Origin of the sequence: Streptomyces sp. SID486 (genome assembly GCF_009865385.1) — a bacterium.
In the GTDB taxonomy this organism is placed as follows: domain Bacteria; phylum Actinomycetota; class Actinomycetes; order Streptomycetales; family Streptomycetaceae; genus Streptomyces.
The window spans coordinates 19,385-40,206 of sequence record NZ_WWJT01000048.1 but is presented as its reverse complement, the minus strand read 5'-3'; the positions used below and the strand labels follow the sequence as shown (position 1 = coordinate 40,206).

At 70.5% G+C, this 20,822-nt stretch carries 18 protein-coding genes, 2 pseudogenes and 3 riboswitches; of the genes and pseudogenes, 7 read left to right on the top strand and 13 right to left on the bottom strand.

Annotated features, from left to right (window positions below; translation table 11 throughout):
- Positions 1-19: 19 nt before the first annotated feature.
- Both GT045_RS02285 and GT045_RS02280 read right to left on the bottom strand, forming a co-directional pair.
- The gene (locus GT045_RS02285; RefSeq protein WP_161333121.1) at positions 20-931 is read right to left on the bottom strand and encodes a hypothetical protein; all 912 of its coding nucleotides are present in this window, start codon (positions 929-931) and stop codon (positions 20-22) included.
- Positions 928-3,627 carry a prenyltransferase/squalene oxidase repeat-containing protein gene (locus GT045_RS02280; RefSeq protein ID WP_345942526.1) on the bottom strand — a complete coding sequence of 900 codons (2,700 nt, stop codon included), beginning with the start codon at positions 3,625-3,627 and terminating at the stop codon, positions 928-930. The genes GT045_RS02285 and GT045_RS02280 overlap by 4 nt, the downstream gene beginning before the upstream one ends.
- Positions 3,628-3,823: 196 nt before the next feature.
- A riboswitch (cobalamin riboswitch) is annotated at positions 3,824-3,893 on the bottom strand.
- Positions 3,894-3,985: 92 nt separating this feature from the next.
- A riboswitch (cobalamin riboswitch) is annotated at positions 3,986-4,118 on the top strand.
- 101 nt (positions 4,119-4,219) lie between these two features.
- Here GT045_RS02280 and GT045_RS02275 point away from each other — a divergent pair.
- Together GT045_RS02275 and GT045_RS02270 are read left to right on the top strand one after the other, a co-directional pair.
- The gene (locus GT045_RS02275; RefSeq protein WP_161333120.1) at positions 4,220-5,632 is read left to right on the top strand and encodes a hypothetical protein; all 1,413 of its coding nucleotides are present in this window, start codon (positions 4,220-4,222) and stop codon (positions 5,630-5,632) included.
- A gap of 40 nt (positions 5,633-5,672) precedes the next feature.
- The gene (locus GT045_RS02270) at positions 5,673-6,593 is read left to right on the top strand and encodes a cobalamin-binding protein (protein ID WP_161333119.1); all 921 of its coding nucleotides are present in this window, start codon (positions 5,673-5,675) and stop codon (positions 6,591-6,593) included.
- 13 nt (positions 6,594-6,606) lie between these two features.
- Here GT045_RS02270 and GT045_RS02265 read toward each other — a convergent pair whose 3' ends face one another.
- From GT045_RS02265 to GT045_RS02250, 4 genes are all read right to left on the bottom strand, one after another.
- Positions 6,607-7,095, bottom strand: a complete 489-nt coding sequence (locus GT045_RS02265) for a DUF4430 domain-containing protein (protein ID WP_161297584.1) — start codon at positions 7,093-7,095, stop codon at positions 6,607-6,609.
- Positions 7,096-7,258: 163 nt separating this feature from the next.
- Positions 7,259-7,403: riboswitch (cobalamin riboswitch) on the bottom strand.
- A gap of 50 nt (positions 7,404-7,453) precedes the next feature.
- Positions 7,454-7,810, bottom strand: a complete 357-nt coding sequence (locus GT045_RS02260) for a hypothetical protein (protein WP_345942525.1) — start codon at positions 7,808-7,810, stop codon at positions 7,454-7,456.
- Between the two features lie 344 nt (positions 7,811-8,154).
- A complete protein-coding gene (locus GT045_RS02255; protein ID WP_161333118.1) occupies positions 8,155-9,021 on the bottom strand; it encodes a S8 family peptidase in 867 nt (288 codons plus the stop codon).
- Positions 9,022-9,138: 117 nt separating this feature from the next.
- Positions 9,139-11,034 (bottom strand): hypothetical protein, encoded by a 1,896-nt coding sequence (locus tag GT045_RS02250; RefSeq protein WP_161333117.1) that lies wholly within the window; start codon positions 11,032-11,034, stop codon positions 9,139-9,141.
- 534 nt (positions 11,035-11,568) lie between these two features.
- Here GT045_RS02250 and GT045_RS40635 point away from each other — a divergent pair.
- Positions 11,569-12,153 carry a cold shock domain-containing protein gene (locus GT045_RS40635; RefSeq protein WP_345942524.1) on the top strand — a complete coding sequence of 195 codons (585 nt, stop codon included), beginning with the start codon at positions 11,569-11,571 and terminating at the stop codon, positions 12,151-12,153.
- A 1,173-nt stretch (positions 12,154-13,326) separates the two neighbouring features.
- Here GT045_RS40635 and GT045_RS02240 read toward each other — a convergent pair.
- The 4 genes and pseudogenes from GT045_RS02240 to GT045_RS02225 all read right to left on the bottom strand — a co-directional run.
- Positions 13,327-13,641, bottom strand: coding sequence for a hypothetical protein (locus GT045_RS02240; RefSeq protein ID WP_161333116.1), 315 nt, complete (start codon positions 13,639-13,641; stop codon positions 13,327-13,329).
- A gap of 442 nt (positions 13,642-14,083) precedes the next feature.
- The gene (locus GT045_RS02235) at positions 14,084-14,497 is read right to left on the bottom strand and encodes a hypothetical protein (RefSeq protein ID WP_161333115.1); all 414 of its coding nucleotides are present in this window, start codon (positions 14,495-14,497) and stop codon (positions 14,084-14,086) included.
- Between the two features lie 903 nt (positions 14,498-15,400).
- Positions 15,401-16,072 (bottom strand): annotated as a pseudogene (locus GT045_RS02230) (cation transporter); the annotation flags it as partial.
- Positions 16,063-16,275: pseudogene (locus GT045_RS02225) on the bottom strand (helix-turn-helix domain-containing protein); the annotation flags it as partial. The pseudogenes GT045_RS02230 and GT045_RS02225, both read right to left, overlap by 10 nt.
- Positions 16,276-16,340: 65 nt before the next feature.
- Here GT045_RS02225 and rpmF point away from each other — a divergent pair.
- From rpmF to infA, 4 genes are all read left to right on the top strand, one after another.
- The gene (rpmF, locus tag GT045_RS02220; protein WP_161333114.1) at positions 16,341-16,511 is read left to right on the top strand and encodes a 50S ribosomal protein L32; all 171 of its coding nucleotides are present in this window, start codon (positions 16,341-16,343) and stop codon (positions 16,509-16,511) included.
- A gap of 3 nt (positions 16,512-16,514) precedes the next feature.
- On the top strand, positions 16,515-17,708 hold the full coding sequence (locus GT045_RS02215; protein WP_237538288.1) for a GTP-binding protein: 1,194 nt from the start codon (positions 16,515-16,517) through the stop codon (positions 17,706-17,708).
- Between the two features lie 251 nt (positions 17,709-17,959).
- Positions 17,960-18,757, top strand: a complete 798-nt coding sequence (locus GT045_RS02210; RefSeq protein WP_161333113.1) for a GNAT family N-acetyltransferase — start codon at positions 17,960-17,962, stop codon at positions 18,755-18,757.
- A 65-nt stretch (positions 18,758-18,822) separates the two neighbouring features.
- A complete protein-coding gene (gene infA / locus GT045_RS02205; protein WP_161297572.1) occupies positions 18,823-19,047 on the top strand; it encodes a translation initiation factor IF-1 in 225 nt (74 codons plus the stop codon).
- 86 nt (positions 19,048-19,133) lie between these two features.
- Here infA and rpsR read toward each other — a convergent pair whose 3' ends face one another.
- From rpsR to GT045_RS02190, 3 genes are read right to left on the bottom strand one after another with little or no spacing between them, the layout of a single operon-like run.
- Complete coding sequence (gene rpsR, locus GT045_RS02200; RefSeq protein ID WP_161333112.1) at positions 19,134-19,376, bottom strand: 30S ribosomal protein S18; 243 nt, start codon at positions 19,374-19,376, stop codon at positions 19,134-19,136.
- A 20-nt stretch (positions 19,377-19,396) separates the two neighbouring features.
- Complete coding sequence (locus GT045_RS02195; RefSeq protein ID WP_161333111.1) at positions 19,397-20,566, bottom strand: GTP-binding protein; 1,170 nt, start codon at positions 20,564-20,566, stop codon at positions 19,397-19,399.
- On the bottom strand, positions 20,563-20,820 hold the full coding sequence (locus tag GT045_RS02190) for a type B 50S ribosomal protein L31 (protein WP_053667035.1): 258 nt from the start codon (positions 20,818-20,820) through the stop codon (positions 20,563-20,565). Before GT045_RS02190 ends, GT045_RS02195 begins: the two co-directional genes overlap by 4 nt.
- Positions 20,821-20,822 lie beyond the last annotated feature (2 nt).

Genomic DNA, 20,822 nt, shown 5'->3' with positions numbered 1-20,822 from the left:
GTCGTTCGGGCCACTGCGGTCACTCGGTACGACGACGCCGGTGTGCCACGTACCCGGCGGCGCCGCCGATCAGGACCACGAGCCCGGCGCCGGTGGCGACCGGTACGAGCGAGCCCGAGCCGTGCTCGGCATCGGCGGCAGGCTCGGCGTTCACCACCCGGGTACCGCTACCGGTGGCCGGGCTCGACGCGGTGGGCGCCGGGCTGCTCGTGGTGGCAGTGGGCGACGGCGACGGGCTCGGCGACTTGCTGGGCCTCGGCTTCTCGGGTTTCGGTGAGCGCGGCTCGGAGGGCGTCGTCGTCTGCCGTCCGGGAACCGGGCCGGTGTCGACGTCCGGTGGCAGCGACGGCGCCTTGTGGGTCGATCCGGGCTTGCCCGTGTCACCCTGCGGCCTGGTGTTGTGGGCGCGCAACTGGTCCGGCGTGACCTTCGGGCGGCCTTCGGTGCCCTGGATGTCCGTACCGCCGAAGATCCACAGGTCGACGCTGCCGGGCCTGGGCTTGTAGAGCATGGCGCCCAGCTGGCTGTAGCTCCAGTCCCTGGCTCCGGGATCCGCGTGCCAGTACGACCAGTACGCGGAGGCCGGCGGGGTGAGCACGCAGTCGTCCTGGGCGGGCGTCGGGTACTGCTCACCGTTCTTGTAGCCGCTGTATCCGATCCTGCAGATGAAAGCCGGGCCGTCGTGACCGGTGCCGGTGGTCCTCCAGCCGCCCTGGTTGAGCAGCTCGTACCCCGTCGTCGGTGTGGTGCCGCAGGAGCGCAGGATCGGACCGCCCCAATGGCTGAGGTCCACGGCGAGGACGACGCCGGAGGTGGTGGTGCAGCGGCCCATGGGCTGCGGGTCGGCGGCCGCCGGGGTGGCGGTCGCCGCGACCGTCCCGGCCGTCAGGCCGAGCGCGGCGAGCACGCGAAGGAGACCGATGCGTTTCATCGTCCGCTCCCGGTGTCCGTGCGACGGCGGGCGACGATCACCGTGCGCCAGCCGGCGAGCACCAGCAGGGCGGCGATCGCGGCGAGGGCACCGACCTGGGTACCGGTGGAAGCGAGGGCACCGCCCCCGCCACCCCCGTTCGCGGTCGTCCCGCCGTCGCCGCCACCGGACTCACCCGTGGTGATGATGTCCGGGCCACTGCTGCTGGGTGTGGGTGTGGGCTGCGGTGACGTGCCGGTGAGGCTGCGCTTCAGCTTGCCGAACGAGATGCCGGTGGCGCCGCCGACGGCCTGGGTGGAGGCGCGCAGGTCGGAGCCGCGCTGACCGCCCTTGGCGACGTTGAAGCCACCGTCGGTGTTCTGCTGGGAGGCGAGGAACCTGCGTGCCTTGGTGATCTTCGAGGTGTACTTGCCGGCGTCCAGGGACAGCGCCTGCACGGCGAGGGCGGCGGAGTTCACCGAGTCACCCGCGGCGCCGGGGAAGCCGCCGTCGGCCAGCTGCCTGGACGCGATCCAGGTCAGCGCCTTGTCCACGGCCTTGTCCGCCTGGGCCCCGCCCGCCAGGTCGAGCGTCATGGCGGCGATGGCGGTGGAGTCGACGTCGGAGTCCATGGTGGAGGGAATCAGACTCGGCCAGGCGCCGCTGGGCTGCTGGAGGCTCTCGAGGTAGGTGATCGGCTGCTTGGCCGCCGTCTTCTGACCGGCACGCAGCTGCGCCATCACGGCCAGGGACTGGGCGAAGACCGAGGGCGCGTACCGGTAGGCGCCCTCGGCGGCGCAGGAGCGGTCGGGGACCGTGCTCGGCTTGGCGCAGACGGCCTTCGCGAGCGCGGCGATCAGGTCGTGCCCGGCGAAGTGACGCGGGTCGCGGCCGACGGCCTCGGCGAGCAGCGCGGTCTTGCCGAGGGAGCCGCCCGCAGCATACGGCGTGCCGATGCCGGTCCAGTCGTCGACGGTGCGGCCCTCGCCGTCCTTGCCGCGGTGGTCGAGGAAGTCGACGACGCCGCGCAGCCTGGCGTTGTCCAGGGCCGTGGCGGCCAGGGCGTAGGCGCCGTCGATGGTGAGGCCGAAATCGGCGCGGGCCGAGCCGGTACCGGCGGTGTAGTACTGGCCCTGCTTGAGGTTGGCCGCCTTGGTGAGGTAGGCGACGCCCTTCCTCAGATCCGGTCCCACGCCCGGAGCGGGAGCACTCGGTGAGCCGGTGGGCTTGGTCGGCGGCTCGGACGGAGGCACGGGCTTCTTCGCCGTGAGGGTGACCAGGCTCGTGCCCGCACCGGCGAGGACGGCGGGCGGAGTCGCGTAGAGGGCCGGGTCGGTGTCGGTCTCCTCGAAGCCGAAGCCGCCGCCCTTGAGCTGGTGCCGGGACAGCCAGCCGACGGCCGCGTCCGCGCGCTTGGTGTCACCGAGAGCGCGCAGGGCCTGCGCGGCGTATGCCGTCGCGGTCACGCTGCCGGAGGAGGATCCGGTATAGCCGGGGAAGGCACCGTCCGCGCGCTGGGTCTTGGTCAGGTAGGTGCGAGCGTGGGTGACGGCGTCGTCGTGGCCCCCGGCCTTGTGCAGCACCAGGGCGACCAAGCCGGTGGTGGCGGCGTCACCGTCGCAGTACTCGCCGGCGCGGATGAGGATGCTGGTGATGCCGCCGTCCTTGCACTGGAGTTGCGTGAGACGGTCGACGGTCGTGGCCGGGGGTGCCACCCCGGCGCGCAGCAGGGCCAGGACGGAGAGGGCCTGGCCCTCGGTGTAGGACGCGGACCGGAAGTCGCCCTTGGCGGTGCAGCCGGGCTGCGCGTCACCGGACTCGGGGCCCGCCGCGCACACGTTCTTCGTGAGGACGTCGACGAGGTCACGGCCGCCGAGAGCACGCGGATCGCGTTCGGTGACCTCGGCGAGGAGGGCGAGGCGGGCGACGGCGGTGGCGTCCGGCGCCTGGTCGGCGCCGTTCGGGTAGCCGAAGTCGCCGACGTGGGCGGCGAGGAAGTCGGTGACCTTGTCGACCGTGGCGCTCTTGCCGTCCACCGCGGCGAGCGCGTAGGCGGTGTCGGCGGTCAGCGAGTAGTTCGGTGTGGTGGCTCCGTCGTCGACGATGCGCTCGCCGTCGGTCAGGCGGCCCTTGAGCCATGCAGCGGCAGCGGTCAGGCCGACCGTGCCGGGGGCGCCGGTGGGCGTTCCGCCCGGGTCGGGTGTGTGGGTGGCGCCGGCGCGTACGTCGTCGGGGGTGAAGGCGGGCTTGCCCGTCGTGCCGCCGACGTCCGTGCCGCCGTAGACCCAGGCGTCGACATCGCCGTCCTTGAGTCTGCGGTCCATGGCGCCGTACTGGCTGTAGGTCCACTCGTCCTGGCCGGGTGACGCGGTCCAGTACGACCAGTACGCCGTCGCCTGCGGAGTCAGGACGCAGGACTCCTTGTCCGGGGTCGGGTACTGCGTGCCGGAGTGGAAAGCGCCGTAACCGATGCGGCAGATGAATGCGGGGCCGTCGTGCTGGGTGCCGGTGGTGGTGAAACCGGCGTCGTGCAGCAGGTCGTAGCCCGTGGTGGGCGTGGTGTCGCAACCGCGCTCCACTTCGCCGCCGAACGCCCCGAAGTCGACGGCGACGACAGCACCCTTGGTCGAGGTGCAGTCGCCGACCCCCTCGGCGGCGGCAGATGCCGTCGTGAAGAACGTCACGCAGGCCGCCAGCAGGACGAACAGGGCGGACACGAGTGCCGTGCCTCGCGCGCCCGCGATTCTCCCGTTTCTTCGCTTCCCCGTCCGCACCACGGCCCCCTCGCGCCTGCCCGACGTAGGCGCGGACGTGGCAGAGGGCCTCCGTCGGACGAGGAGTTCCCCGCAGCCGGAAGCTGGTCGCACCACGCCGTAGTCCACGACGGCGTCTGTTGCTGTTGAACACGCTCCAGGCATTCCGGCTCGCCCGGCGGTACCGGGCCTACGGTTGCGGGTCAGCGCCGGACTTCGACCGGCTTCCCCTGGAACTTATGGCGTATCAGCGGGATTTGAACACGTCTCACAGGCACCGTCAAGGTGGTCCACAGGCCGGCCGAGGTGAACACTGGCGGCTCGGCCACGCGTCCGATACCGTCCCACTGCCGAGTGGGGGAACCCGGTGGGAATCCGGGGCTGACGCGCAGCGGTGTGGGACGGCAGCGGCCGGCCCGAGCCCGAATGCCCAAGCGGTGAAGCACCTTTGGAAGCCGGTCCACGCGTTCCGGACGGCGGCCACGCCCGCTGCTCCGCAGGCCACCGTCGGCCCGGCACCGGGTCCGGCCGGCGTCCTCCGTCCAAGGAGCAGGCCATGCCCCGTTCGCTGTCCTACCGCCGTCCCGCCCTCGCCACGGCCGCCGCGCTCGGCGCCTTCGCCCTCACCACGCTGCCCGCCGCGGCCACCTCCACACCCGCGCAGATCGCCACGTCGAAGACGAACGGCGTCACCTACCTCAAGTCGCTCCAAGCGGCGGACGGTTCGTACGCCGGCTCCGGCCTGTCCAACGAGTGGGCCTTCAGCGCATTCGCCTCGGCCGGAACCGCTGCCGTGGACGTGACGCCCGGCGGCGACCCGAGCAAGAACGCGAGAACCGTCTACCGCAACCTGCTCTCCACCGCCGGCTGGCCCTCCACCTCCCCCGTGGCCACCGACTACGAACGCGCCACGCTGAACGCCTACGCCGCAGGCATCGACCCCTCCCGCGTCTCCGCGTCCCGCAACCTGATCGCCGACATCTACGGCTACTGGCAGACCGCCGAACCCGGCTACATCGGCCCGTCCGCCAACTTCAACGGCACCGTCTTCGCGGCCCTCGCCCTGAACGGTGCGAAGACCCAGTCCGGGCAGGCCCGCATTCCGCAGGCCCTGCGCGACGCGGTCGTCACCCGCATCCGGGCCAACCAGCACAACGACGGCGGCTGGAACTACAGCAAGGCCGAGGGCAACCCCAGCCAGCTCTCCGCCGCGAGCGACATCGACATGACAGGGGCGGCGATGGCCGCCCTGTGCGTGTCGGGCGTGCCGAACACGGACACGGACATCGTGCAGGCCAAGGCGTTCCTGAAGAGCAAGCTGGTGCCGAACAGCGGTGCCTTCAACGCCATGTTCGGCGTCAACACCGACTCCAACGGCTGGGCGGTGTCCGGCCTGAACGCCTGCGGCATCAACCCGCAGACCGGTGACTTCCTCACCTCCATGGGCAAGACACCGGTGGACTTCCTGATCGCCCAGCAGTTCAACCCGGGCGGCGGCTTCAAGTACCTGCCGTCCGACACCTCACCGGCGGCGTACGCGTCCATCGACGGACTCCGGGCCGTGGCCGGCGGCGGCTTCACGGCCACCCCGCCGGTTCCCACGACGCCGGGCGCGCCCCAGTGGGTGAGCCAGTCCTCCCTCACCGCCGGTACGGCCACGAAGCTGGGACTCACGGTGGACGACGGCGCGGGAAACCTGAAGGTGTGCTCCGTGGCCCTCACCCCGACCGGCTCGACGACCACGCTGGGCGCCCTCCTCGACGCGGCAACGAGCGCCGCCACGCCGTCCGGCTGCGTCACGAGCGTCACCCCGTCCTCCGGCACCGCCACGATCACCGCCGTCAACGGCAAGGCCAACAGCGGATCGAACACGTGGAAGGTCAGCATCGACGGCTCGGCGTTCACCTCCGCCACGCGGGGCACGGTCGTCGGTGTCGGCGACACGGTCGCGTTGCGCTGGGGCGCCTGACACCAGCGCCGTCGGTCGCGGCGGGACCTAGAGTCGAGGCATGCGCATCGTCTCCCTGCTGCCCGCCGCGACCGACATCGTCGCCGAGCTCGGATTGTCCGACCGGCTGGTCGGCCGTACCCACGAGTGCGACTGGCCTCCGCGCGAGGTGGCCTCGGTACCCGTCGTGACCGGAGCGGATCTGGATCAGGACGCGCTCACCAGCAGGGAGATCTCCGACGCCGTCGGCGGCTCGGCGCACTCGGGCTCGTCGCTGTACACGCTCGACACCGAGGCTCTCGCGGCGCTGCGCCCCGACGTGATCCTCACCCAGGACCTGTGCGACGTGTGCGCGGTCTCGTACGAGAAGGTCAGCCGGGCGGTGCGGTTGCTCGACGCCGACACCCGGGTCCTCAGCCTGGAGCCGCGCACCCTCGACGACGTCCTGGACTGCCTGGTCGGCGTGGGTGAACTGCTCGGCGTGCGGGAGCGCGCCGAGCAGCGACGGGCAGCCCTGCTGGGCCGCCTGGACCGGGTCCGCGCGGCGGTCGCGGGACGCGTGCGGCCCCGGGTGGTGGCGATCGAGTGGCTCGCCCCGTTGTGGCCCGCCGGACACTGGGTGCCCGAGCAGATCGGCACCGCCGGAGGCCAACCTCTTCTCGCCACGCCCGGTGAGCACACGAAGCCGATGACCTGGGAGGCGGTACGCGCCGCGCAGCCGGACGTCGTCCTTGTCCTGCCGTGCGGCTTTCCACCTGAACGCACCTTGCGCGAAGCGGAGTTGCTCAGAGATCTGCCGGGCTGGTCGGAACTGCCCGCGGTTCGGTCCGGCCGCGTGTGGGTACTGGACGGCCCCGCCTACTTCAACCGCCCCGGACCACGGGTGGTACGCGGGGCCGAAGTACTCGCCCACGTGCTGCACGGCGCCCGCACCGGAGAACCGGTCACACCGGCCGAAGCGCTGCTGTTCCCCGACCGGTGATGACGGGCAGGAGTCAGAACGCCGTCCAGGTGAACGCCACCTGGTCGCCGGCGTTCAGCTTGAACTGGCAGCCGCCCACCGGGGTGGACGTGCCGTTGACCGAGATGTTCCAGTAGGCGCTGCCTCCACCACTCACGTTCTTGATCGTGTCGACCGAGTAGTCGTCGAACGACGCGTACCAGGTGCCGTCCCAGGTGAAGTGCCGCTTACGCGCGGCATCGTCGAGGGCCGCCGTGGGCGTCGGCACGGCGGACGGGTTGGCGCCGCCGTTGGTGCCGTCGCATCTGTGCGTACCGCCGGTCGCGGTGGTGACCTCATGACCGCGGGTTCTGATCTTCCCCTTGAACAGCAGGCCGTCCGGTCCCTGCACGGTCAGGGTCACCTTGACGGGAGCGTTCGTGCCCGGCGTGCTGTCGGCGTGCGCGACGGCCGGCGCGGAGGCGAGGGCGAGTCCGAGGACGGTTGAGGCGATCACGGTGCGGCGTGCGGATGTGCGGTGCAAGGCTCGAGCCTTCCTGATGGGGTGGCCCGCAGCCCATCGCCGTAGGAGCGGGCCGGCACCTGGGGAGGCGGCCCCGTCGCCGTGCGGTTCGACGACTGGACGCACCGGGCCAGGGTGACCCGAACGAGGCTCTCGGCTCCTTGCTGCAGACCATGACAGTGAGAAGCGGTTCACGGCACGCGCCGGGTATCCCGACTCACGGCCACGCGGCCGCACACGGTTGCAGGTCAGCGCCGGTCTCCCACCGGCTTCCCCCAGTCACGCGCCTATGCGGTTGTCGTGCTGACAGCTCGCGCGCACACCGATCACCGTTTCGTGTGCGGTCGAACTGTGCTCACTCTATGGGGATTTGACGAACCTACGTCAGACTTCGCGACATCAGGTCTCGGGCGTTCCAGGGTCGGAGCCCAACGGCGCGCCCGCCTCGCGAAGTAACCGTGCGGCGTGGAGGGGTGAAGGCATACAGGTCGAGGATGTCCGGCAACGGAGTGACTCCCGGGCCGTCGGCGCGTACCCAGGCGATGATGTCCTCCGTCGCGTCCGTGTCGTTGACGAGCCCCAGCCAGACCGGCCGGCCAGCGGCGGCCCGGCCCACGGCGGACGGCTGTACGACGATGACGTTGGCCTGATCGCACACGTCAAGGCAGTCGGAGACGCGCACCGGCACCTCCGCCCGCAGTCGCGCGGTCTGGGCGGCGTGATCGATTCCGGTCACCTTGGGGCTGCCACAAGGTGAAAACCCAGCTGCCGGGACAGCGGCAGCAGCACTTCCTCGATGAGTGCATCCTCGCCGCACGTGTCCAGAAACGCGGCACGTGCTGTACGCCGCTGCATCTCGGCAACGCTCAGCGGACGATGCGGGTTCTTGGCCCGTGCCGCAGGTAGCAGTGCTTGTCCCCCCGGTAGAAGGCTTCGAACCCTTCCACCGTGCCCGAAACGGCGTGATCACATCGGCGCGTCCGCGACCGGACGAGATCGGACGCCGTGCTGCGGGCCCCGGTCGTCGCCGGGAGCCGTGAGGTTCGCGACCGCCGCCGTCGTTCTCGGTTGGGTCCGTGGTCAGGTGGTGGCGTTGTTGAACGCCAGCAGGTTGCTCGTTGGCGCGGGGACGGCGGTCAACAGGTCGCGCGTGGCCAGTGTCGTGATGGCGTCCGGGACGGTGGTGGTGGTCAGTCCGTCGGTGATCGACAGGAGGTACGCGGCGAGGCCGGCGATGTGGGCGGCGGCCTGCGCGGTGCCGGAGCCGGTGGTGGCGGCGTTGGGGCCGCCGATGTAGGTGGAGGGGATGTTGTGTCCGGGGGCGAAGACGTCGACGCCGGGTCCGTGGTTGGAGAAGTAGGCGCGCGCGTCACGGATGTCGCAGGCGCCCACGGTGAAGGCGCCGGACGCCCCGGAGGGTGAGTAGTCGCGGGCGTCCCTGCTGTCGTCGCCGGCCGGCACGACGACGAACAGCCCTTGTCGGGCGGCGGTGTCGACCCGTTCGTCGAGTTCGCGGTTGCGCGGCAGGCAGGCACCGATCAGGGCGACGGACGGTCGTCCGGAGGATCGCGCCTGTTCCGTGGTCCAGGCCAGGCCCTCGGCGATGTCCCCGGGGTCGGCGAGCGCATTGCCCTTCACCACCTTCACGGCGATGATCGACGCGTTCTTCGCGACGCCGTGCTTCGCGCTCGCGGCCGTGCCGGCCAGGAGAGTTCCCCGCCCGACGGTGTCCTCGTGTCCGGTCCCGGTCACGTCCACACCATGCCGGGCGCGCCCCGCGAATCCGAGGTGGGCGGTGTGGACGCCGCTGTCCAGGACGTAGATGTCCACCCCCTCGCCGGCCCGCACGTCGTACACGTACCTTTCGAACGTCTGGGCTGTCGGCTTCGGGCGCTGGGAGATGCGGGAGATGCCCCACGGCGCGCCGGTCTGGGTGGTGATGGCCATCTGTTCGCTCCTGGGCTCGATCGAAACGGGGGGAGCCGGGGGATTGCCCGGTGTGGTGGGCCGGTGTCCGCGCGGGGCGACGGTGACCGGCAGGTTCGGCCACCGTCGCTCGGGGGGTCAGCGGCGGTACATCACGTAGAGCTTGCCGGCGTGGGCGGCGGCGGCGGGTTCGTCCATCGAGGTGGCCCGTGTGTTGCCGCCGACGTATTCGCTGGCGCCCCATTTGGCGGCGGGGGTGTAGTCGGCGGCGCGCAGGTAGCCGTCCTCGCCCCGGCGCACGGCCCATGTCCTGTCGCCGTCGGTGGCGGCGGCGAGCCCGTGGGTGGTGCGCCAGCCCGCGGTCACGGAGGTGGGGGCCTGGGCGGTCCATTCGGTGGGGGACTTCGACGTCATGAAGTACACCTTGTTGTCGAGGCCGCGGCCGATCCGCCACACCTGCGAGGTACCCAGGGGGGCCATCGCGACAGGGCTGTCCACCTCCCAGTTGACGTCGGAAATGCGGGGGCTGCTCCATTCGTTGCCGCCGAGGGTCCTGTGGTAGAGCCGGCCCTGGCCGCCGACGTGGGTCGCCCACAGCCGCCCGGGAGTCGCAGCCATGGAGGGGGCCAGGTCCGTCCTGAACGAACTGCTGAGGAGGTACCTCGGGGACCAGACGCTGGCGAGTTCGTTGAAGGCGCTCACATACAGCAACTGATCCCTGCCGGTGACGACGTACCATAGCTGGCCGAAGGCGACGCACAGCGCGGGCGCGCGGTAGCTGAGGTCCCCGCCCACGTACTCGGGCGGCCTCCACGTCCCGTCGCTCTCCAGCCGTGTCCACATCACGTTCGTGTGGTGGGAGACGAACGCGACGTAGAGCCTGCCGTTGAACGAGGCCATCGCGGGAGGGCTGATGCTCTCCCAAGGCAGGGGGACCGGGCGCTCCCAGCCCTGCCGGGTGCGCACGGCGTATTCCAGGGTGCCGACGGGGAACGCGATGCCGCCGCCGGTGAACTTCACGTTCAGCTCGTGGTAGCCGACACCGTTGAAGTGCCAGCGCGCGGTCCCGCGGTTGGCGAGCACGGCCATGGCGTTGCGATCCAGCAACAGCGTCCGGGCGCAGGAGAGATCGTTCTGGTTGATCCAGCTGACCACGGTCATCGCCAGGGACGTGACGTCCATCAGGAATCCCAGGACACTGGGGGCCGCGGCGCTGACGGCGGCCCACAGGCTGGCGAAGATCGGGTCGTTGTTCAGCCGCATCAGCCGTTCGACGATGTTGTTGTCGTTGCCGTCGCCGGTGTCCCATTCCCAGCACGCGACGCTCAGGACCACCCCCTTGTTCGCGGCCCCGCTGAAGGCGTCGCGTTGCCAGGGGAACGGGCCGAAGACGCAGGTCCTGCCCGCGGCGGTGTCGTTCCCGCCCCATTCCTGCGACAGCAGCGGCTCCGCGCGCGAGATGTCGCTCTGGCCCCCCGACACCCAGCGGATCTCGTCCCGGGTGTTCGGCCAACCATCCCCGACCACTCGGTTGACCACGAAACTCTCGTACTCCAGCTTGAAGGTCACCGCCCGTGCGTCGTCGCCGGCCTCGGACTCGGGGGCCTCCCGTCCCTGGGAGGGCTCGGCCCACCGGGCGGGCAGGGTGACACCGAAGCCCCATTCGCGCATGCCCTCGACGAACCCCGCGGGGTCGAACTCCCCACCCTCGGCCAGTGCCGCCTCGTCGAGTGTCGACCAGTTCGACTGCGCCCGCCACTCCGCGTCCACCGCCGGCAGATCCTCGGCCAGGTCCGCGAAGTCGTAGCCCCGCGACACCGGACGCCCGGTGAGGACCTCGGGCACCCCCACCGCACTCCCACGCTCCGTCACCGCCTCGCGGTAGACCCGGCCCCACTCCTTGACGTCGTCCTCCGACAGGGCCATCCTCAGCCAGTCCAGCAGCAGTTGCTCCAGCGCCGTCGGCTCCTCGCCCTGCCGCAACCGGTCCGCGCCGTGCAGCAACGCCCCGAACATCACGTTGGCTTTCCGCATCCGTGCCAGGTTCCGCGCCGCCCGCGAATCCACACGCGCCCCCGACAACAAGCCCTGCAACCGCTCCAGCGGCGTGATCGCCTGCCCGTCACTCACAGGACCGCCCCCACTTCCCCACTCGAAGTGCACTCGGCCGTTCACACAACGCAAAGGACCGTACGGGAAGAACCCGACGCCAGGACGATTACCGGCGGATATTGGGCCGAAAGGCTGAACGCCCCTCCCGAGAGTGCGCTCGAACCGGCCTGCGGCAACACGGCGTTGTCCGTGAGGCACGCGGCCCCACCCGTGCCGGGAGGCGCGGCCGATCACCGGCACCGGCCGTCCTGCCCGGACGTATCGCGTTCCGGGGGGACCGGGCGATTCGCCTCGGCTCCGGGCTGTGGCGGACAGGAAGTCGCCGAGCGGCCGGCACACTTCGTCGCGTTCGATCTGCCAGCCGCTCGGCGGCGGGCAGGGCCTCCCCGCGGTCCCGGCCCAGCGTAGGGGCTGCCGAGAGTGCGAGAACCGGGTCAGCACGCTCACGCCGCGACCATGATCGTTCTCAGCGTCAACCGCTGTGCCGATGCTTCCCGAGGCCGGTCCCCTTCGAGGGACGCTGTTGGCGATTTGTCGCCTGTCCAGCAGAGCCGGGCGTTGCGCCGACACGGAAGCGCGGAAGGCTTCGGATGCCACTCCGGCAGGGCAAGGTCCACGAGCCGGAGTCGCGATGGGCCTGCGGGCGACGCGTCGACAACGTGTTGTGACATGGGACGAAGGACGGGATCGACGGCAACAGGCGTGGTGAAGTCATGCGAGGCGAACGAGGGTTACGGCTTCCTCTCGGATGACGCGGGCGGCCCGGATGTGTTCGTCCACTTCGCCGACGTTCGGATTCCGGGAAGCCTGCACCGGGAAGACCGGGTCTCATACGACGTCGTCTGCAGTGCGTCGTCTCCTGACCACGGTTCGATTGATCCCAGACGCCGGGAGACGCTGGACGTAACGGTGGTGGAACCCGAGCTGGTCGTCGAGGTCGGCGTCGACGTCGCCCGCGATGTTTCCGGCCGGTGGCGCCACCCAGCACGCCTGCATCGACCCCTCCCCCGCCGACGCCCCCGCCCGGCGCCGTCGCGCTGACGGCGGCATGGACACGGCGGTTCCGCCGACGCGCAACCGGCTGAGCGTGCCCTTATCCCCGGCCGCGGCCGCGCCGCCCGTCCCGCCCGCCCCAAGGGGACGGTTTCCCAGTAGGGGCGACACCACAGCCGTACGGACAGGAGCGACAGGCGGGGGCGCAAGGCGGTGGTGTCACGGGGGCGGGATACGGCGAGTGCCTGGCAGGTGGCGTTCAGGCGGCCTGGGTCAGCACACCAGGTCGTCGGGGAAGGCGGTCACATTCATACTGGCACCCTTCATACCGGCATTAGATCCTGTGTTCGAATTGCGTGTCACCTCGTACACGCCACTCGGGCCGTGATCGGGGGTCACACCCGGCGTGGCCGTCCTCACGGTCGGGGCGACCACGTCGGCCCAGGTCGGCGGAGTTCCTCAGCCCAGTTCCGAAGCGGTCCTTCGAGGACCAGGTTGTTTCCGCGGGCCACGGTCTGGAGCAGCTGGGCGCACACGGTCGCTTCGGCGGCCAGGCCGGCCGGACTGCCCAGCACGGGGAAGGCGACGCGGACGCGGGCAGCGGTGTCCGGCTGGAGCAGCGAGTCGGCGTAGAGCGTGGCGGCGTCGCGCCCACCAAGGCTTGTGACCAGGCGCTGACTGACCCTGCACGCGCCGGGGGCTTGCTGCTCAGCGACTGGATGCTGTCGACGGGCCGGCGTCCTCTGGGACCGATGACGGTGGGAAAAGGCGCTCTTCAAGAGCGGTCACTCCGAACAGCAGGGCCATCATCGCCACGGGCACGAGCAGGGCAAACAGGATCACAGCACCTCCCAGAGGGTCGGTCTGTGGCACCTGGCGGAGCCAGCTCCAGGATGCGGCCGAACGGGGGAACGTGCACCCCGTCCCACGGCCGCACGCCGGCCAAGGCGTCAGTGATCCCACGTCCAGGCGAGAGGCGGGCGGCCCGGGCGGTGAGCAGGGCAGGACCGCCGTCGTCGTGATCGCCCGCCACTTCGTACCCACGCGCTGACCTGGTCAGGGCGGCGCAGGCGTCAGGCGGTCGCCAGGCACTGCCACTCCCGGTGGCGGTGCCACTCGCAGGAGGGACTCCGACAAGACCACCCCTGATGGGCCATCAGCCCACCACGCCGCCTACGAATGCCCTCTGACCAGGAAAGACAGCGAACCACTGCTGGAGTACTAGTTGTCCTCCGGCGGCAGCCCGGCGTTTTGCCGGTCGAATGCCCGCTGGCGATCGGCGTACGACCGCTCGGTGTCCGCGGGCGCTGCCCTCCGGGTGGGCTCGGTCACCTGGTCCGTGCCGTAGACGTAGCACGTGGACTCATCGCTGTACGTCGGCCTGTACAGCGTGACGGCGTACAGGTTCTGGTCGGCGTTCGCGCACGTGACCGCGCGCACGATCCCGTCGTGGTACACCCCGTTCCTGCTCTCGCGGTGGCTGACGATGCGCACCTCCCGATTCGGGTCGGGCTGGAGTTCTGCAACCGTGGTCATAGTGAATCTCCCTCACTTCGAGAAAAGGGACAGAAGGTGGCTTTTGTCACCTTGGCATGCCGGTCTTCGACCGGAAAGCTACTGGTGGGTTACTCACTGGTCGGCGGCGAGCACTCTGTCGCGGAGTCGCGATGGCCGGGCCTGTCCATGTGCGCAGCCCGACCGACCGGAAAGGACAACGCCTGCGGCAGGCCAGACGAACCCGAGCCAGGTACATCTCGGGCCGCTGAGGCAGTTACCATCGCCAGTTCGATCTGCTCCGATCACACTGCCCAAACCCGGGCCCTGCACGCCTGCCTGCGCCGGCGCAACGCCGACGCCCCTGTCAGCGGCTTCACCACGGCAGTCCATACAGACGCCGGTTTGGGGAACGGCACCGTTCCCGTTCCCCAAACCGAGATGCCGAGGCCGGCGTGGCACGGTCCGGCCTGGTGTGACGAGGTCAGAGCACGGCGACGGTGAACGGCCTGTCTGCGGACCTGCCCTCGCTGTCGCTCGTGACGACCGTGATGGTGTCGGTGGCGTTGCCGCAGTAGCCGTGAGGTCCGCCGATGGCGGTGATCTCGCCCCGGCTGTTGTTGAGCGTGGCGACGATCGCCGCGCTGCTCAGGTCGATGTTGGAGTCCGAGACCTTGACGCAGTACACACCCGCCTGGTTGGTGCCGGTTCCCCGGGTGACGGCGTCGACGTTCTTGGATCCGAGGAGTGAGGCGGTGCCGCTGACCTTCGCGGCGGCGCGGGCGTACGGGGCGTCCAGGTTGCCGGCGGCCGCAGCGGTGCCGGACAGGACGGCCAGTGACGTCACGGCGCCGAGGGCGAGCGCGACGACTCGGCCGGAACGGGTGGAAATGCGCATGTGCCTGCTTCTTTCTCGGTCACGAGCACGCTGTCGAGCCAGCGCCGACCGGGGAGTTCGATCAGGACGGTCGTGCCGCCGGCCGACATAGGAGCAGAGGCACCTGCGACCGGCGTCACCACAGGAAGCCAAGCAGAGTTCCGGGAGAGGAAACGGTGCTGCTAGCAGTGCTCCACACCAACGCATGAAGCAGCACTCCCCAAACACCAATGGGAAGCACCACCCGCGCACTTCGCGCTCCCTGCGCTCCGGCCCAACGGGTGCCCTCGTCGGCGGTCGGCTGGAGTCACCCGGAACTGACCAGCCTCTCTATCCGGGAGACCTGCTGGGCGAGTGCACAGCCCACGTGGCGTGAGCGGCGCATCCAGAGCAGCGGGGGACGCGATCGGCCGCGTCCCTCATGGGCAGGTTCGGTCTGTCCGAGACGCGCACCCCACTGCCGGACGGAGAATCATATGAACACCACTCAGCTTGACCAGCCGTTCCGCATCATCGCTCGCGGACAGGATCTCCCACGTACCAGTCACGGCCATGCACTGTGCTGACGGCCCTCGGGTACGCGTCCCGGCGAGCACACGCCTGCCTGCTCGCTGTCCGGCCTCCCCCTGGGACTCTCGGCATGCGGGCGACGCGGAGGGAGCGCCCGCAGCAGCAGACCATGGTGACGCCGGTGGGGGCCGGGAGACCGGAGGACTGAGCCGACACCATCGCACAGACTCCGGCTTCGCGAACGTCCGGCACACGGTGGAGCTGTCCGGGGTGTCCCCGGATTGCGGCCGACGTCCGAAGGCGGACGAGCGCCGGTGAGCTCCGGCGCCACTCCCTTTCAGGTTGCCTCCGCCAAGGACAGCAGTCGCACCCCGAAGCACAGCCGCCGGCATGCGCCTCGCGGCCGGGCGCGCCCGGCGCGACGGCTGCCGGCAGCGCACAACACCCCTCCCCACGCCACGCGCCGCGCCCTTCCTTCACCGCGACCGCGGCGATGACCAGGGCAGCGAGCGGATCGGCCCACGACCAGCCGAACACGGCGTCGACGAGGAGGCCCACCAGCAGGACCGCCGACAAATAGGTGCACAGCAGGGTCTGCTTGGAGTCGGCCACGGCCGATGCGGAGCCGAGTTCCCGTCCGGCCCGGCGCTGGGCCGCCGACAGGACCGGCATGACCACGAGCGAGAGAGCAGCCAGCACGATCCCGGCCGGGGAGCGCGTGGCCTCACCTGCGCCGGTCAGGGCCCGTACGGCATCGACGGTGACATAGGCGGCGAGCGCGAAGAACGACAGCGCGGTGATCCGCAACGCGGTCTTCTCGCGGGCCTCGCGCGCCGCGTGCTCGCGGGCGGAGAACTGCCAGGCGACGGTTGCGGCGGAGGAGACCTCGATGACGGAGTCGAGGCCGAAACCGATCAGCGCGGTGGACGAAGCCAGGGTCCCGGCCGTGAGGGCGACGATCGCCTCGACGGCGTTGTAGGTGACGGTCGAGGCGACCAGGAGCCGTATCCGCCGGGCAAGCACACCGCGCCTGGCCGGGTCGGGGCCGAAGGACAGCGATATCTCTGCGCTCACGGTCAGCAGCATCCTTCGGCGTCGGCGCACGTCCGGTCGCCCTCGACGGCGACCACGGCGGTGCGCAGGTCGTCGAGCGCGTGGCCGAGGCGTTCGTCGGCGAGTTCGTAGCGGGTGCGGCGGCCGTCGGGGACGGTGACGACCAGGCCGCAGTCGCGCAGGCAGGCGAGGTGGTTGGACAGCCTGGTGCGCGAGATGGCCAGTGCGTCGGCGACACCAGTTCATAATGGTGTTCATTTTCATGTAGCCTTTACTCGCCACCCCAACCAGGAGGACCCTCATGGCCGTTCCCAAGCGGAAGATGTCCCGCAGCAACACCCGCCACCGCCGCGCCCAGTGGAAGGCGGCCACGCCCACGCTCGTGCCCGTCACCGTCGACGGAGTCTCGTACCTGGTGCCGCAGCGGCTGGTGAAGGCGTACGAGCGCGGTCTGCTGCGCCCCGAGGGCTGAGCGTTGCTGCCGTCCGACCCCTTTGCCCCCTCCGGCCGACTGCCCGTCACGGTCCTGTCCGGGTTCCTCGGTGCGGGCAAGACCACTCTCCTCAACCACGTCCTCGGCAACCGCGAGGGACTGCGTGTCGCGGTGATCGTCAATGACATGAGCGAGGTCAACATCGACGCCGCCCTGGTGCGGGGCGGCGAGGCGGCCCTGTCGCGTACCGAGGAACGCCTGGTCGAGATGACCAACGGCTGCATCTGCTGCACTCTGCGCGACGACCTGCTCGAGGAGGTCGACCGGCTGGCCCGCGAGGGCCGCTTCGACTATCTGCTCATCGAGTCGTCCGGCATCTCCGAGCCCATGCCGGTCGCCGCGACCTTCGCCTTCGCCCGTGACGACGGCGCCACCCTCGGCGACTTCGCCCGCCTGGACACCATGGTCACGGTCGTGGACGCCGCGAACTTCCTGCCCGAGCTGGCAAGCGGTGACGAACTCGTCGAGCGCGGCCTGGACCAGTACGCGGACGACGAACGCACCGTCAGCGACCTGCTGATGGACCAGATCGAGTTCGCCGACGTCATCGTCCTGAACAAGCTCGACCTCGTCGAGGAGGAGTCCGCCGACCGGCTGCGGGCGACGCTCACCCGTCTCAACCCGGCCGCGCGTCTCGTCCCGGCCGTTCACGGCCGCGTCAGGGTGAGCGACGTGCTGGGCACCCGGCTGTTCGACCTGGAACGCGCCCAACAGGCTCCCGGCTGGGTGCGGGAGCTCAACGGTGACCACGTCCCCGAGACGGAGGAGTACGGCATCTCCTCCACCGTCTTCCGCGCCGAACTTCCCTTCCATCCAGGTCGGTTGTGGACGTTCGTGACAGAGGAACTCGACAGCGGCGCATACGGACAGATCCTGCGCTCCAAGGGCTTTTTCACTCTCGCCAGCCGTCCGCACGTGACGGGCCTGTGGTCACAGGCCGGCTCCGTCGCACGCTTCGAACCGTCCGCCGCACGCGACACCGAGAGCCCCGAGTGTCAGGAACTGGTCTTCATCGGCACGCACCTGCACGCGGACGCACTGCACGCGGCACTGACCGACTGCCTCATGGCCGACGGCGAGAGCCTGCCGCCCACGGACCCGTTCCCCACCTGGGACACCTACGGCATCGACGACACCTGCGAGCATGAGCACCCCGAACTCGTGGCGCGCCCCTGAGGACCCCGGGCCGGGCGGCGAACACAGCCACGGCGCCGCCCGGCCCGGTACGGACACCAAGAGCTCCGGATAAATGCGTTGGGCCGACCGGCCCCCGCTGATAGCGTCTGGGCAGCCGTGAGAGAACGCGAGGAGGTGAGACCCATGAAGGCTGTATCCATGTGGGTGCTCCCCCATGTCGTCACGGTGGGCGATTGACGTAGGTGTCGCCGGGAGCGCCTCCGACAAGGCACTCCTGAGAGGCATCACCTATGAACTCTGTGCATTCCGCTCCGGGCACGGACAGCCATCCGGTTGTGGTCACGCGGGTCTCGGAAACGCAGTGGCACGCCGTGGAGGACGACCTGACGGTCGGCCGCGGCGTCGCTTCGCGTCGGCCCGACGGACGGCTCTTCGTCAGCATCGACGCGTGGCACGGCGCGGTCTTCGACCGCATCGCCGACGCGATGCCGGCGGACCTGCCCACACCGCTGTACACCGTGGTCGACGAGGCCGACCACGACTCGAGGTCCGCCTGGGAGCGGGCCGGCTTCGCCATCGCACGCCGCGAGTGGGGCTATCTCGTGCCCACCGACCCGCACATCACCGGTCTCGGCTCGGTGCGGCCCCCGTCCGGCATGACGATCGTGCCGGCCGGCGAGGCGGAGGAGGGCCCACTGCGCGCCCTGGACCGCCTCATCCGCGACGAGGTCGAGGCCACCGTCGGATGGCGGACGATGCCGGCCGAGGTGCTGCCCCGCGCTGCGGGGACCACCGTGCTCGACCCGTCGAAGTACGCGGTGGCGCGGCACGTGGATCAGTACGTGGGACTCATCCGGGTGGCACCGCTGACCCGGCAGCCACGGATCGGGCTGATCGCCGTCCGGACCGACAGACACCGCCGCGGCATCGCCCGGGCGCTGCTGGCCCACGCCCTGGGGTCGCTGCACCACTGCGGGACCACTTCGGCATGGGCCGAGGTGACCGAGTCCAACGCGGCGGCCACCGCCCTGTTCGAGAGCATCGGTGCCCGGCGCACCGCCAGCACCCTGGAGCTCGTCAGCCGCTGACGATCCATCACATCGCACCGGGCGAAGCCGAAGACACCGTCGCAGAACGAGAGAAGTGAGAGACCATGACCAAAACAGCAGGGGGCGTAGAAGCCGAAGGCACCGTCATCGAGTGCCTGCGCAACGCCACCTTCAAGGTGGAGCTCCAGAACGGGCACACGGTGCTCGCCCACATCAGCGGGAAGATCCGGAAGAACCGCATCAAGATCCTCCCGTACGACCGCGTGCTCGTGGAACTCAGCCCCTACGACCTCACCCGCGGCCGGATCCGCTACCGGTACAGGGCGTAACGGAAGGAGCCGGCGCCTCCGAGACCACCAGGGAGGACAATCAGAAGCCGCGGCGGTTCTGCCGCCTCCCGCACGTGGCCATCGCCCTATCGGGAGCCGTAGGGCAGGAGCGCCATCTCGCGTGCGTTCTTGATGGCCTGCGCTGTCTGCCGCTGCTGCTGACGCGTCACATGGGTCACCCGACGGCTGCGGATCTTTCCGCGGTCGGAGATGAACTTCCGCAGCAGATCGGTGTCCTTGTAGTCGATGTAGGTGATGCCGGCGGCGTCCAGCGGGTTGGTGCGCTGGCGCTTGGCCGTCTCCTGCCCGGTGTTCGTACGTCGGGGCATGGTGAGGTCGGTCCTCTCTTTCAGGTCACGGGGTCCAGCAAGCCGTCGAAGGCGTGCGGGAGTTGCTTCCAGCGGTCCCTGCCCGCCGCGTACTCGTCGTCGGTGAGCAGGCATGAGTCGAGCAGGGCCGACAGGCCGTCGCGGTCCAGGCCGGGCGAGGTGAAGGTGAGGTACTGGCAGCGGTCGCCGTGTTCGGGGTGCCAGTCCAGAGAGGCGGCGAGGCGGCGTTCGGCCGGCACCATCTCCCAGGCCGCGTCGGGCAGAGCGGCCAGCCAGGGACCGGCCGGCTCCACGCACAGCGCACCGCCGGCGGCGTCCCAGGACAGCAGGGTGTCGGGGCGGTCCGCCAGCCAGAACCGCCCCCGGCTGCGCGCGGCGGCGCAGGTGAGGTCCTCCAGCGCCGCGTACAGACGCTGCGGATGGAAGGGCCGTTCGCGCCGCCAGACGAAGGTGCTCACCCCGTGCTCGTCGCACTCCTGCGGCAGCAGCGCGCAGGCGGGATGCACGCGGGCGGCGCCCGCTGCCACGTCGAAGCCCGCCAACAGCGCCGCACCCAGGGCACCGTCGCTCTCCACCCGGACGCTTCGTGCGCCTGGTGTGAGCTGGGCGAGCAGCGCGTGGTCGGTGTCGTCGGCGGCCTCGTCGCCGGAATCGTCGTCGCCGAGGGCGATCACCGTGGGGTACTCCAACTGCCGGGCGAAGGTGTCGGCCACGGTGCGCTGGTCGGTCGGCGCGGCGGCTAGGCCGACGTCGGCCAGGTCGTCGCCGTTGGACAGATACGGCAGGACGAGTGCCAGATCGACCGCCGTGGCGACCCCGGTCAGGGCCAGCGGTGCGCCCGCGGCGGCGATGACTCCGGCCATGGCCTGGGGCTCGACGGAGTCCCACAGTTCCACGACGGCCAGCCGGTAGGTTCCCTGCGCTGCGAGCCGCAGCAGTTCGGGGACGAGATCCTCGCGAAGTGCGCAGCACGCGCAGTCGTTCACCAGGGGTGCGTCGCCACTGCCCAGCAGACCGTCCGCGTCGCGCACCGTCCGGCGCACCGCGCTGTCGACGGCGGACGTCAGGTCGTGGTGCAGCGCGACCGACCAGGGGACCGTACGCAGGATCTCCTCGACGGCGGCCCGGCGGACGTCCGCGTGCAACCCGCCGACGATCGCCACCGGCAGCCGCGCCTCGTCCCGGTTCACGGCTCGCTCCGTCCGCGTCCGTAGCGCCGCTCGAAGCGCTCGACCCGCCCCGCGGTGTCCAGGACCCGCTGGGTGCCGGTGTAGAAGGGGTGGCTCGCCGAGGAGATCTCGACGTCGATGACCGGATAGGTGTTGCCGTCCTCCCACTCGACGGTCTTGTCGCTGGTGGCCGTGGACCGGGTGAGGAAGGCGTAGTCGGCGGCCCGGTCACGGAAGACGACCGGGCGGTACTCGGGGTGGATTCCGGGCTTCATCG